A 12,487-nucleotide genomic window follows, 5' to 3' on the forward strand; every position below is an offset into this window, starting at 1 on the left:
CTGTTTCAGTGGCAACGACGGTGTGCACGCGACCCGCTCACTCGATCAGCAAGCGCTCGATCAGTGTGCGATACAGCGCTGGCAGTGCTTGCAGATCGGCAACGCGCACATGCTCGTCGACCTGATGAATGCTGGCGTTGACCGGGCCGACTTCGATGCACTGCGCGCCCAATGGCGCGATGAAGCGCGCGTCGGAGGTGCCGCCGCCGGTGCTCTCTTCCGGTGGCGCACCGGCAAACGCGCCCAACACCTCACGCGCGACGCTACGCAAGCGCCCTTCCGGGGTGTAGAACGGCTCGCCGCTGCGGTGCCAGCGCAGCGCGTAGTCCAGCGCATGCCGATCGAGCAGCGCGGTGATTTCCGCCTCCAGGCGCGGCGCGTCCCAGTGCGGCGTATAGCGCAGATTGAAGGCCACCTGCAGCTCGCCGGGAATCACGTTATTGGCGCCAGTGCCGGCATGGATATTGGAGACTTGCAGACTGGTCGGCGGGAAGCTTTCGAAGCCATCGTCCCATTGCCGCGCGACCAGTTCGGCCAGCGCAGGCGCTGCCAGATGGATCGGGTTGCGCGCCTTGTGTGGGTACGCCACATGCCCCTGCACCCCCTTGACGGTGAGCGTGCCGGACAAGCTGCCGCGACGTCCAACGCGCAACAGATCGCCCAAGCGCTCGGTGGACGATGGCTCGCCGGTAATGCACCAATCGATCGCCTGTCCGCGTTCGAGAAAGAGGTTGGCGACCCGGCGCACGCCATCGATGGCATCGCCCTCCTCGTCCGAAGTCAGCAACACTGCCAGCGTGCCGGCATGCGCTCGATGCGCGGCGACGAACTGCTCCGCGGCGACGACGAACGCGGCGACGCTGCCTTTCATATCAGCCACGCCACGACCGTACAGCACGCCGTCGCGGATCTGCGGATCGAACGGATCGCTGGTCCAGGCCTCGCGCGGGCCCGGCGGTACCACATCGGTATGCCCCAGCAACACCAGCACCGGCGCGCCGCTGCCATGCGTTGCCCACAGATTGTCGACCTCGCCCAGGCGCAGGTGTTCGCAGGCGAAGCCCGCGGCAGTCAAGCGCCCTGCAAGCAGTGCCTGGCAGCCAGCATCCTCGGGAGTCACCGAGGCGCGTGCAATCAGATCGCAGGTCAGATCCAGCACATCGTTCATGTCGTCAGGCCTTGTGTGATAACACGGTTGATTTATGCATCGCTGGAGCAGCATCGGGGCCATGCCAGCGCATCGCCTGCGCGCGCAGCGCAAAACGCTCATTTCCCGGAATGCGGCCGCCGTAGCTGCCGGTGACGACAAAGCCGCAACGTTGGTAGAACGCCTGTACCGCGTCAGTTGCTTCCAGCAATTCCAACGACAGGCCGTTCGGACGATCCTGCTGGACCGCTGCAACCAACGCGGCGCCAACGCCGCGCCGTTGCGCGTCCGGCGCCACGTACAGCCAGGCGAGCTTCTGCGCATCGTAGGCCACGACTCCCATCACGCGTCCGTCGAGCTCGGCCACGCGCAGCGTGTAGTCGAACAGTGATTCACGCTCGGCGGCAACCGGCAGGGGCAACAACGCTTCGGGCAAGCCGGCCGCCCGCAGCGCTTGCCGCCGCGCCGCGTCGTGCACGGCACACAGCTGGTGCCAGTCCTCGCACTGGTACGGCCGCACGTTCACTCGATGCCAAACCGCTTCTTGAAACCGTTGTCGGAGAATCCCTGGCTCAACGCGCCGTCGTCGGTGACGACCAAGGGCCGTCGGATCAGCTGCGGATATTCGCGCAGCAACAGCTTCCATTCGGCCTGCGAGCCAGGCGTCTTTTTGTTGTCCGGCAACTGGCGCCAGGTGGTCGAGGACTTGTTGATCAAGGCATCGAATCCGCCGGCCTGGTCGGCCCAGGCGACCAGCGTTTCCGGCTCGGGTTTGTGCTCGCGGTAATCGACGAAGGTGTAGGCCACGCCAAAGCGGTCCAGCCACTTGGTCGCCTTCTTGCAGGTGTCGCACTTCTTCAATCCGTACAGCGTGGTCATGGTGTGCCCTTTTCGACTGCGCGGCGCGCGCTTGCGCGTGGCGACAGGGTGTTTGCCAATTAATGGTATTCAAGGCAGCGTGCCGGCAGGAACACCACATCGGCGCGTTCTCCATGGAATTCCAGCGCCATCCGCAGCGGCGGAACCAGCCCTGCGACATCGACGCGGCGCAGCTCGGCAAGATCCACGCGCTGGGACCGTCCTTGTTGGACGATCTCCCGCGCATCGCCCGCATCGCAGACCTGTGCCCACCGCCTGGACGCCCATGCCAGACGCAAGGTCCGCACCCGCATGAATGCAGGCGCCAGCCAACGCAGCATGTCCAACTGCTGCGAAACGCCATCGCGCATCGGCGAGCCGGCAACGTAGACCGCACCCATCCCAACCACAGGGCCGGGAGGCGCCAACGGATCCAGCCACTGGGCGAACGCGACAGCATGGCGCCGACGGGCTGCGTGGCACTCAATCGGCCAGACCGCGCAGCAACTCGTTGACGCTGGTCTTGCTGCGCGTCCTGGCATCGACCTGCTTGACGATCACCGCGCAATACAGCGAGTGCGAGCCGTCTTTGGAGGGCAGCTGGCCGGACACCACCACGCTGTACGGCGGCACGTATCCATAGGAAATCTCGCCGGTGGCGCGGTTGTAGATGCGCGTGCTCTGGCCGATGAACACGCCCATGCCGATCACGCTGTGGTGGCCGATGACCACACCCTCCACCACTTCCGAACGTGCGCCGATGAAGCAGTGATCTTCGATGATGGTGGGACTGGCCTGCAGCGGTTCGAGCACGCCGCCGATGCCGGCGCCGCCGGACAGATGGCAATGCTTGCCGATCTGCGCGCACGAACCCACCGTGGCCCAGGTGTCGACCATGGTGCCTTCGCCGACATACGCACCGATGTTGGTGAAGCTCGGCATCAGCACCACGTCCTTGCCGAAGTAACTGCCGCGCCGCGCCACCGCGCCCGGCACCACGCGCACGCCGGCCTTGCGGAATTGCGCTTCATGGAAGCCGGCAAAGCGCGATTCCACCTTGTCCCAGAACGGCGCCGGCTGTGCATCGATCACCGCCATCTCGTTGACGCGGAAATACAGCAGCACGGCTTTTTTCAACCACGCGTTGACGGCCCAGCCGCCCTGCCCGTCCGGCTCGGCGACGCGAAATTCGCCGCTTTCCAGGCCGTCGATCACGCGCGTGACCATTGCGCGCGTGGAGCCGTCGATCTCGTCCATGGTCAGCGTGGCGCGCCGTTCGAACGCGCTTTCGATACCGAATTTGAGTTCATCGCTGCCCACCTGCGTTGCGGCGCTGTGCACGGCCTGCTCGGCAATCGGCAGTTTCTTTGCCGCAGCAGCTTTCTCTGCGGCCGGTGCAGAAACCACCTTGGTCGGCTGCTTGGCCACGCGCGGTGCAGTAGAAGACGCTTGCTTGCTGGCTGCCTTCTTTGCGGCAGGTGTGTGGCCTGCAGCGCTCGGTGCAGCGGCCTTGCTGCCGATAGCACCGGCAGCAGCGCTCTTTTTGCCGACGCCAGCAAGCGGCTTGGAGGCGGCAACCGGCGCCTTGGCAGCCTTGCCACGCGTTGCGCGCGTGGGCTTGGACGTTGCCTTGTTGGTGGTCGCGCTCTGCTTGGGCGCGGTCTTCTTGCTGGTGGCCATGGGGGTCTCCGGAGTGCTAGACAGGGTCGAGGCAGGCGCACAGTGCATCGCGCAGGGCCTGCCGGGCGGATTCGGACAACGGGCGGTCGTGCTCGTCGGTGATCTGGAACTGGTCTTCGGCACGCTCGCCGAAGGTGGCGATGCGCGCGTCGTGCACGCGCAGGTGCTGCACGCGCAATACGTGCGCCACATCGGCCAGCAGGCCGGGGCGATCGGGTGCGACCAGGCTGATGCGGGTGCGTCGGCCATCGGCGCTTTCGCTGAATTCCACCCGCGGTGCGAAGCGGAAATGCCGCAACTGGCCCGGCACTGCACGCCGTGCCGGCCGCACCTGCTGCAGGTCGCCGGCCAGCACCTGGCGCAGCGTTGCTGCCAGCCGCTGCGGGTCGCCATCGGCGTAGGTGTCCCGCGGCAGCACTTCGAACACGTCGAAGATCGCATCGTGTGGCGCGTCCAGCACGCGTGCACGGTGAATACCGTAGCCCTTGCGATCGAGAGTGGCGACGATGGCCGCAAACAGCCCATCGCGGTCGGGCGAATACACGAACACTTCCAGTGCATCGTTGTCAGGCACCGCGCGCCGTGCCTTGACCAGGGTCTGGGCGATCTCCACTTCGATCAGCGACGCCGCCTGCCAGGCCAGTTGCTCGGGACGGAAGCGCAGGAAGTTCTCGTCCGGCATGCCGGCGAATTGCCGGTCGATGGTGGCATCGTCATGCCCTTGCGCCTGCATCAGCGCACGCGCGGATTCGCGCGCTTCGCGCAGGCGCTCCTCGCGCGGCGGCGGATGTTCCACCCCTTCGCGCAAGGCGCGACGCGCGGCGAAATACAGATCCGCCAACAAGCGGTCTTTCCATGCATTCCACAACTTGGGACTGGTGCCGGCGATGTCGGCGCAGGTCAGCAGATACAGATAATCCAGACGCTCGCGTGTGCCGACCAACGTGGCGAAACGGTGGATCACTTCCGGGTCGGAGATGTCCTGCTTCTGCGCGGTGACCGACATGCGCAGGTGCTGCTCCACCAGCCAGGTGACCAGTTCGGTATCGCCTTCGCTCAGGCGATGCGCCAGGCAGAACGCGCGCGTATCCACCGCACCCAATTCGGAATGATCGCCGCCACGGCCCTTGGCGATATCGTGAAACAGCCCGGCCAGCAGTAGCAGTTCCGGCTTGCGCAGACGCGGCCAGACTTCATGCGCAATCGAGAAACGCTCATCGGCGCGGCCAGCGGCAAACAGCGCGATGTTCCGCAACACCATCAATGTGTGCTGATCCACCGTATAGACATGGAACAGGTCGAACTGCATGCGCCCGGAGACGCTGGCGAATGCCGGAATCCACTGGCCCAACACGCCCAGCCGCGCCATGCGATTAAGCGTTTCCACCGCACGCGTGCCGCGCAGCAGCGCCATGAAGAGCTCGCGGGCGGTGGCATCGGCAACGTCGTACGCCGGAAACTCGCGCAGCACCTCGGCCAGCGCGCGCGCAGTCAACGAATGCAGGCCGCGCACCTCGCGATGTGCCGCCCAGTGCACGAACAGTGCAAACACCTGCAACACATCGTCGCCCGGCCAGCTGTCCGAGTCGGCAGCCAGATAGCCGCGACGTAGGCTGAAGCCGCCACCCAGCGATTCCGGTGTCGCTTCGCCATCGAACTGTTCTTCAAAGCGCTGTAGCAGACGGTCGCTGATGCGGCGGATCAACGCAGCGCTGCGATAAAAGCGCTGCATCATTTTTTCCACGCCCAGGCTTTCCAGGTCGTCGGCAAACCCCAGCCGTTCGGCGAGGGTCTTTTGATAATCGAAACGCAGGCGCTCTTCCGGCCGGTTGGCCACGATGTGCAGACCAAACCGCAGGCGGGCCAGTTCTTCGCGCTCGCGACGCAACGCGGCGGCTTCGTCGCAGCCGACATGGCCCAGCCCGACCAATGCCTCCACGTCCTTGACTCCGAACGCACGCAAGGCCATACAACCCAATGTCTGCAAATCGCGCAAACCGCCTGGGCCGTCCTTGATGTCGGGTTCGAGATTGTCCGCGGTGTCGCCGAAGCGTTGGTGGCGCGCCAGCAATTCCTCGCGCTTGGCCTGGAAGAAATCGCGCGGCGGCCATACGCGTTGCGGCGCGATGGCCGCCGCCAATGCAGCGCGCGCAGCGGCATCGGCCACCAGGGCCCGCGATTCGATCAAGGCGGTAAGCACGGTCTGATCGGCCGCCGCCACCATGCACTGCGTCGGCGAGCGCACCGCGTGGCTGATCGGCAGCCCCACATCCCACAGCAACGCGAACAAGCGCGACAGGTGTTGCTCATGCCGTTGCTGGGCCACGCTATCGCCCAGCACCAACACGTCCACGTCCGAGCGCGGGAATAGCTCACCGCGCCCGTAGCCGCCCACCGCGTGCAGCGACAGGCCACTGTCGGCCGGGATGCAGCGGGTCCAGGCGTTGCGCATCAATTGATCGACCGCGCGTGCGCGCAGCGCCACCAGCCGCTCGATCGGTTCGCCTTGGTCGAAGCGTTTGCGCAACCGCATGTCCGCATGCACCAGCAGCGGACGGGCCTGTGCGGCCCAGTCCGCGTCGCCGGCGACGCTTGGGTCGGGTCGCTCCGCCGGCGCGTCCGTCATACCGGCGCGGGCGAATTGGCCGACAGCGTCAGCACATCCACGCCGTCTTCGGTCACCGCCACCATGTGTTCCCACTGTGCGGACAACTTGCGGTCCTTGGTGACCACCGTCCAGCCGTCGGGCAGGGTCTTATGGTGATAGGTGCCTTCGTTGATCATCGGCTCGATGGTGAAGGTCATGCCCGGCTTGAGCACCAGCCCTTCGCCTGGACGGCCGTAATGCATCACCTGCGGCTCGTCGTGGTAGACCTTGCCGATGCCATGGCCGCAGTAATCGCGCACCACGCTGAAACGCTCGGACTCGGCGAACTTCTGGATGGCGTGACCCACATCGCCCAGCGTAGCGCCCGGCTTGACCGCGCGGATCCCACGCCACATCGCTTCATAGGTGGTGTCGACCAAACGCTTGGCCATCACCGACGGCGTGCCGACGTAATACATGCGGCTGGTGTCGCCGTGCCAGCCATCCTTGATGACGGTGACATCGATATTGACGATGTCGCCATCCTTCAACACCTTGGCGGCGCTCGGGATACCGTGACAAATCACGTTGTTGACGGAAGTACACACGCTCTTGGGGAAGCCGCGGTAGCCCACGTTGGCAGGAATGGTGCCCTGCACGTTGACGATGTGGTCATGGCAGATGCGGTCCAGCTCGGCAGTGGTCACGCCCGGCTGGACATAGCGGGCCACGACATCGAGCACTTCGGCGGCCAGGCGGCCGGCGACGCGCATCAGTTCGATTTCTTCTTTCGTTTTTAGATTGACGCTCATGAACGCGATTATCGCCGATTCGGCATGAATCTGAACGATCCACGCCGACGTTTTTTGCAGAACATTAGCGGTGCAGCGCCAAGCGGACGGTGCAGCAAAATCCCGTCGCGACCGCCCATGCATGTGTGACGCAGCGCAATAAGCGTCAAAATCTGCATTGACGAAGTCATCCGCAGGACATCGCAGTTTCACGAAAAAGACCAGCCGACACAGGTAGATAGCCTGTGAATTCGGCGTTATGGTTGGCACAGCTGATGCATTGCAGGGAAGGCGACAAATCGTCGCGTCATCAATGACCAGACCGGTCAAGGAAATGTCCATGCGTACTGTCCGCCCTGTGCTGCTGTCTCTCGGCCTCCTCTCGACCATTGGCATGGCGAGCGCGGCAGACACCACCACCTTCAACGTCAAGATCGCGATCACCAAGGCCTGCACGATTACCGCCGCGTCCGCCACGGACGTCGACTTCGGTTCGGTACTCTCGACCTCCACGGCCAACGTCGACGCCAACGGCAGCGTCACCGCGCAGTGCACCGCATTGACCCCATACAACATCGCATTGAGCGCGGGCGACAATGCCGCCACCGCCAATGACGTCACCACCCGCCGCATGAAGAATACCGACCCGCTGGTGACCACCAATAACTTCATCGCCTACCAGCTCTACCAAGACATCGCCCGCAGCACGGTCTGGGGCAGCACCACCGGCACCAATACGCTCAGCCGTACCGCCACCGGTATCAACCAGGTTTACCCGGTCTACGGCCGCGTGACCAACCCGGCGGCCAGCAATGCGGCGACCGGTAGCTACCAGGACACGATAACTGCCACGATCGTCTATTGAGCACGTGCATGCCTGTGCATCTTCACCCGTTGCCGCATTTACCCGCCTGGCTGATGTCAGCCGGACTGGCGATGACGCTGGTCGTGGCCAACGGCGTCTCGCCGACGCCGGCACATGCGGCCAGCCTGCAGTTGGCGCCGACCTCGCTGAGCCTGAGCGCGCAGCAAACCGCCGACGGCTTGTGGCTGAGCAATAGCGGCAGCGCGCCAGTACAAGTGCAGACCCGCGCCTATCGCTGGAACCAGCGCGATGGGCAGGATCAGCTTGAGCCCACCCAGGACGTGCTGGTCAGCCCACCGATGCGCACCCTGGCCGCCGGCGAACGTCAGTTGATTCGGGTGATCCGCGCCGGACCTGCGCCCACCGGGCAGGAGCAGTGTTACCGCATCATCGTCGACGAGCTGCCAAGCACCGATACCGACCGCAAGGGCATGCAGTTCGTGCTGCGTTACTCGGTGCCGATCTTCCTGCTGCCACCCGGCAACACTGAACCCGCACCGACGCTGAGAGCGCACGTGGTTGCCGGCAGCGATGGCAAGGCGCAGATCCAGATCAGTAATACCGGCAACGGACATGCCCAGGTCGCCGACCTGCGGCACCAAGTCGATGGCGCGACCAAGACCACATTGAATGGCTTGGTTGGCTATGTGCTGCCCGGCCAGACCATGCGTTGGTCGCTGGGTGCGCCGCTGGCGCAGTTCGGCCGCGGCACCATCATCGCAAGGATCAATGGTGAGGCTGACGAACGCACTTTGTTGGCCGCGCCGACGGCGCCGTGATGCGGCTCGGCTGGCGATGACGCTGCTTGCGACCGCCACCTGCCTGGGCAGCGCCGCAGCCGGCGATCTGGCCGATGTGACATCGCTCCCCGATCAGCCGCCGCCAGGCGCCACGCCACAGCCGCAAACGCTGTATCTGGACGTCACCGTGAATCAGGCCGACCGCGGCCTGGCGCCGTTCGAACTTGTCGATGGCCGGCTGCGCGGCTCGGTGGAAACCCTGCGCAAACTCGGCTTTATTCTGGCCGACCGCGCGCCTGGCGCGTTGGTCGATCTGGACCGCCTGCCCGATGTAGAAGTGCGTTACGACGCCGCGCTACAGCGGCTTGCGCTGCAGGTGCCACTGGCACAGCTGTCGTTGTCCACCACGGTGTTGAAAACCGAACAAGTGGCCCCGCCCAGCGCCACTGCCTCGCCGGGCCTGCTGCTCAATTACGACCTGTATGCCACCCGCAATGCCGGCGCCAGCAGCGCGTCGCTGGCGACCGAACTGCGTGCCTTCGGCATCGGCCGCGGCATGGTCGACACCACTGCAATTTTTCTTGCTTACGACCGCCCGCAGGACGAACGCTGGCGGACCGAAGCGGTGCGCCTGGACAGCGCCTGGCAGATGGATTTTCCGGACAGCGCCACCAGCCTCAGCGTGGGCGATTTCTATAGCGGCTTTGTCGACTGGAGCCGCTCGATCCGCCTGGGCGGCGTGCAGATCGGCCGCAATTACGCCTTGCAGCCGTATCGCGTGCTGACGCCGACGCCGAGCTTTCTCGGCGAAGCGGCGGTGCCTTCCACCGTGGAGCTGTACGTGGACGGGCTGCGCCAATACAGCGGCCAGGTGCCGGCCGGCCCGTTTCAGCTGGCCGCGCAACCGGGCATCAGCGGCACTGGCCAGGCGCAGATCGTGGTGACCGATGCATTCGGCCGCGTGCGTAGGTTGGATTTCGCCTTCTATGGCACACCACAGCTGCTGGCGCGCGGCATTTCCGAATGGTCGGCCGGCATTGGCCATCTGCGCCGCGAATACGGTGTGCGCTCGTTTTCCTACGATCCACGTCGTGTGGCAACCGCCACCTTCCGCAACGGCCTGCGCGACGATTTCATGATCGAAGCGCATGCCGAAACCGGCGGTAGCGTGATCAATGCCGGCGTAGGCGGCGTGTGGTTGCTTGGCGTGGGCGGTGTGTTCAACGCCGCCTACGCGCACAGCCGGATGGACGCACTGCGCGGCGGCCAGTACGTGCTGGGCTACGGCTGGAACAACCGGCGTTTCAACGTCAATCTGGGCACCCAGCGCACCCATGGCGATTACCGCGACCTGGGCGCATTGCAGGGCGCATTGCCTGCGCGCGTCAGCGACCGTGCAGCGCTCGGCGTCAACGTCGGCCAGATCGGTTCACTCGGCACAAGTTATGTGCGGCTGAGCTATCCGCAAGGCGAAACCTCGCGCTATGCCAGCGTGTTCTGGTCGCGCAACTTCGGGCGCAACTGGGCCGCCAATCTGTCGGGCAATCAGAATCTGGATGTCTCCAGCGATCGCAGCCTGTACCTGTCGGTGTCGACCACGCTTGGCGGATTACGTCAGGCCAGCGCCTCGATGCAGCGCAACGGTAACCGCACCGGCTTTGTGGCCGATATCAGCCAACCACTGCCCGGTGATGGCGATCTGGGTGGCATCGGTTGGCGCCTGCAGGGCCGTGCCGGTGACGATGCCAGCGGCGGGCTGGCCGAACTGGGCTGGTTGAATCGGGTGGGCCGTTACAACCTCGGCGCAGCAACCCAGGACGGCGACAGTTTCGGCTATGCCAGCGCCAGCGGCAGCCTGGTGTGGATGAACGGCCGCACCTTCGCCGCGCGCGACATCCAGGACGCGTTCGCGGTGGTCTCCACCGACGGCCAGCCTGGCATTCCGGTGCGGCTGGAGAACCGCTTGATCGGGGTCACCGATGCGCACGGCACCCTGCTGGTGACACCATTGCAGTCCTGGCAGCGCAATCAGTTATCCATCGATACCTTGACCCTGCCGGCGGACCTGCGCGTGGACCGTGTCGACACGACGGTGACGCCGCGCCAGCGATCCGGTGTGGCGGTGCACTTCGGCATCACCCGCGTGCGCGCCGCCATCATCGTGCTGCACGATGCGCAGGGCGCGCCGCTGCCAGTTGGCAGCGTGGTGCGGCGCGACGGCAGTTCCGAACGCGTGGTGGTCGGCTACGACGGCGAAACCTACCTGGACAATCTGCAAGGCGACAATCGCATTCTGGTGGAACTGCCCCAAGGCCGTTGCGTCGCGCAGTTCGCGTATCCGGTCGACCCGGGCGGCATTCCGCGCGTCGGTCCACTGCCGTGCATGCTTGAGCAAACAACGCCATGAGCATGTCCACGCTTTGGCGCCTGGCACTTGCGCTGACGATCGCGATTGTGTGGCTCGCACCCAGCGAGCGTGCGCACGCGGACACCACGTGTACCGTCACCCTTGGCACTCCGTTGGCATTTGGCAACGTGGCGGTCAACGGCACCACCGATGCAGTGGCAACGCTCAATGTGTCCTGCGCGACTGCCGCGCTCAGCGTGCTGGGCTATGCACAAGTCAGCCTTTGCCTGGACCTTGGCCCGGGCAGTGCCAGCAGCGGCATCTATGCACCACGCCGCATGCTCAACTCCACCAGCGACGGGCTGGACTTCCAGATATACAGCGAGGCGACGCGCACGCAGATCTGGGGCGCCACCGGGTCAGCGGCGCCCTCGCCACGCACATTGACACTGTCCTATAACGTCCCGGTGATCATCGGCGGCTCACAGACGGCCACCATTACCGTGTATGGGCGAATTCCGGCCAGCCAGATCCTGTCGGTCGGCAACCACACCAGTACTTTTGGCGGCGCCGACACCGTGCTGCGCTATTCCTACAACGAAAGCATCACTGGTGTGCCGCCGGCGCCGAGCAACTGCACAGCTGGCGGCAGCGGCTCCAAGACTGCCAGTAACGCGTTTCCGTTCACCGCCTCGGCCAACGTGCCGGCACGCTGCAATACCTATGTCACCACGGACCTGGATTTCGGCAGCATCGCCGGCACCATCGACACCGCCATCGATCGTACGTCCACCATCAGCCTGGCCTGCACCAACCGTACCGCCTGGAATATCGGGCTGGACAACGGCAGCAACGCCACCGGCAACGTCCGGCGCATGCGCCACGCCAGCAGCGCCAATTACATTACCTACGAGCTCTACAGCAACGCTGGCCGGAGTGCTCGGTGGGGCACCGTCACCGGGGTGGACACGCTGTCCGGCACCGGTAACGGCACGACGCAGACGGTCACGGTCTACGGCCGCGCGCCGGCTCCACAACTGCCCATTGCTGGCGCCTACACCGACACGGTGACCGTCTCGATCACTTACTGACAGTTAATAAAGTTCGCATCCGGGGCGTCGCTATCTGTTGCGTCCAATGCAAACGATTGCCTCCATGACGCTGGTCACCCTCTTGAAGCGCCTGGCCCTGGCAGCTATCGCTTGCGCAGCAACCTCTACCATGGCGAGCGCAACCGCTGCGCACGGGCTGGAGAATTGCACGCTGCACATCGGTCTGCGGCTGCTCAGCGGCTGCGAACTGCGCACCACGCCACCGCGCGTCAGTTGCTCCAGGGGCACGCCGATGGCGATCGCCGAGCCTGCCAGCCGCAGTGAAACGCCTACAGTCGCCAGCACCGGCCAGGACGCCAGCGCACTCGCCGGGCCGACGCCCGCAAGTAGCGCTCGCTTCACCACCATCGCGTTTTGAGC

At 65.1% G+C, this 12,487-nt stretch carries 12 protein-coding genes; 5 read left to right on the forward strand and 7 right to left on the reverse strand.

Features of this window, described 5'->3' with window-relative positions; all coding sequences use genetic code 11:
• Positions 1-37: 37 nt before the first annotated feature.
• The 7 genes from dapE to map form a co-directional block, all read right to left on the reverse strand.
• On the reverse strand, positions 38-1,168 hold the full coding sequence (gene dapE / locus WJW29_RS11440) for a succinyl-diaminopimelate desuccinylase (RefSeq protein ID WP_011408336.1): 1,131 nt from the start codon (positions 1,166-1,168) through the stop codon (positions 38-40).
• A 4-nt stretch (positions 1,169-1,172) separates the two neighbouring features.
• Positions 1,173-1,673, reverse strand: a complete 501-nt coding sequence (locus WJW29_RS11445; protein WP_011408335.1) for a GNAT family N-acetyltransferase — start codon at positions 1,671-1,673, stop codon at positions 1,173-1,175.
• Entirely contained in the window at positions 1,670-2,026 is a 357-nt protein-coding gene (locus WJW29_RS11450) for a Spx/MgsR family RNA polymerase-binding regulatory protein (protein WP_011408334.1), read from the reverse strand. Before WJW29_RS11450 ends, WJW29_RS11445 begins: the two co-directional genes overlap by 4 nt.
• A 59-nt stretch (positions 2,027-2,085) precedes the next feature.
• Positions 2,086-2,406, reverse strand: coding sequence for a hypothetical protein (locus WJW29_RS11455; protein WP_011408333.1), 321 nt, complete (start codon positions 2,404-2,406; stop codon positions 2,086-2,088).
• A gap of 82 nt (positions 2,407-2,488) precedes the next feature.
• Positions 2,489-3,685 carry a 2,3,4,5-tetrahydropyridine-2,6-dicarboxylate N-succinyltransferase gene (dapD, locus tag WJW29_RS11460; protein WP_012445174.1) on the reverse strand — a complete coding sequence of 399 codons (1,197 nt, stop codon included), beginning with the start codon at positions 3,683-3,685 and terminating at the stop codon, positions 2,489-2,491.
• Between the two features lie 16 nt (positions 3,686-3,701).
• On the reverse strand, positions 3,702-6,311 hold the full coding sequence (locus WJW29_RS11465; RefSeq protein WP_011408332.1) for a [protein-PII] uridylyltransferase: 2,610 nt from the start codon (positions 6,309-6,311) through the stop codon (positions 3,702-3,704).
• Positions 6,308-7,084 (reverse strand): type I methionyl aminopeptidase, encoded by a 777-nt coding sequence (gene map, locus WJW29_RS11470; RefSeq protein ID WP_011258707.1) that lies wholly within the window; start codon positions 7,082-7,084, stop codon positions 6,308-6,310. The genes WJW29_RS11465 and map overlap by 4 nt, the downstream gene beginning before the upstream one ends.
• 292 nt (positions 7,085-7,376) lie before the next feature.
• On the opposite strand from map, the gene WJW29_RS11475 reads away from it, so the two are divergent.
• The 5 genes from WJW29_RS11475 to WJW29_RS11495 are packed head-to-tail and all read left to right on the forward strand — an operon-like array spanning position 7,377 to position 12,485.
• A complete protein-coding gene (locus WJW29_RS11475) occupies positions 7,377-7,928 on the forward strand; it encodes a spore coat U domain-containing protein (protein ID WP_099051284.1) in 552 nt (183 codons plus the stop codon).
• Between the two features lie 8 nt (positions 7,929-7,936).
• Entirely contained in the window at positions 7,937-8,707 is a 771-nt protein-coding gene (locus WJW29_RS11480) for a molecular chaperone (protein ID WP_011408330.1), read from the forward strand.
• 16 nt (positions 8,708-8,723) lie between these two features.
• Positions 8,724-11,075, forward strand: a complete 2,352-nt coding sequence (locus WJW29_RS11485; RefSeq protein WP_011258704.1) for a fimbria/pilus outer membrane usher protein — start codon at positions 8,724-8,726, stop codon at positions 11,073-11,075.
• Complete coding sequence (locus WJW29_RS11490; protein ID WP_011258703.1) at positions 11,072-12,106, forward strand: spore coat U domain-containing protein; 1,035 nt, start codon at positions 11,072-11,074, stop codon at positions 12,104-12,106. Before WJW29_RS11485 ends, WJW29_RS11490 begins: the two co-directional genes overlap by 4 nt.
• Positions 12,107-12,152: 46 nt before the next feature.
• On the forward strand, positions 12,153-12,485 hold the full coding sequence (locus WJW29_RS11495; RefSeq protein WP_041182086.1) for a hypothetical protein: 333 nt from the start codon (positions 12,153-12,155) through the stop codon (positions 12,483-12,485).
• The last annotated feature ends 2 nt before the right edge of the window (positions 12,486-12,487 follow it).

The sequence above is a fragment of the Xanthomonas sp. JL1 genome (genome assembly GCF_038405005.1).

What these genes read in the sequence shown, in the direction of transcription:
- WJW29_RS11480 (WP_011408330.1), top strand. Translation starts at nt 7,937, where the DNA reads ATGCCTGTGCATCTTCACCCGTTGCCGCATTTACCCGCCTGGCTGATG.
- WJW29_RS11475 (WP_099051284.1), top strand. Translation starts at nt 7,377, where the DNA reads ATGACCAGACCGGTCAAGGAAATGTCCATGCGTACTGTCCGCCCTGTG.
- map (WP_011258707.1), bottom strand. Translation starts at nt 7,084, where the DNA reads ATGAGCGTCAATCTAAAAACGAAAGAAGAAATCGAACTGATGCGCGTC.
- WJW29_RS11485 (WP_011258704.1), top strand. Translation starts at nt 8,724, where the DNA reads ATGACGCTGCTTGCGACCGCCACCTGCCTGGGCAGCGCCGCAGCCGGC.
- WJW29_RS11465 (WP_011408332.1), bottom strand. Translation starts at nt 6,311, where the DNA reads ATGACGGACGCGCCGGCGGAGCGACCCGACCCAAGCGTCGCCGGCGAC.
- WJW29_RS11455 (WP_011408333.1), bottom strand. Translation starts at nt 2,406, where the DNA reads ATGGGTGCGGTCTACGTTGCCGGCTCGCCGATGCGCGATGGCGTTTCG.
- dapE (WP_011408336.1), bottom strand. Translation starts at nt 1,168, where the DNA reads ATGAACGATGTGCTGGATCTGACCTGCGATCTGATTGCACGCGCCTCG.
- WJW29_RS11495 (WP_041182086.1), top strand. Translation starts at nt 12,153, where the DNA reads ATGCAAACGATTGCCTCCATGACGCTGGTCACCCTCTTGAAGCGCCTG.
- dapD (WP_012445174.1), bottom strand. Translation starts at nt 3,685, where the DNA reads ATGGCCACCAGCAAGAAGACCGCGCCCAAGCAGAGCGCGACCACCAAC.
- WJW29_RS11450 (WP_011408334.1), bottom strand. Translation starts at nt 2,026, where the DNA reads ATGACCACGCTGTACGGATTGAAGAAGTGCGACACCTGCAAGAAGGCG.
- WJW29_RS11490 (WP_011258703.1), top strand. Translation starts at nt 11,072, where the DNA reads ATGAGCATGTCCACGCTTTGGCGCCTGGCACTTGCGCTGACGATCGCG.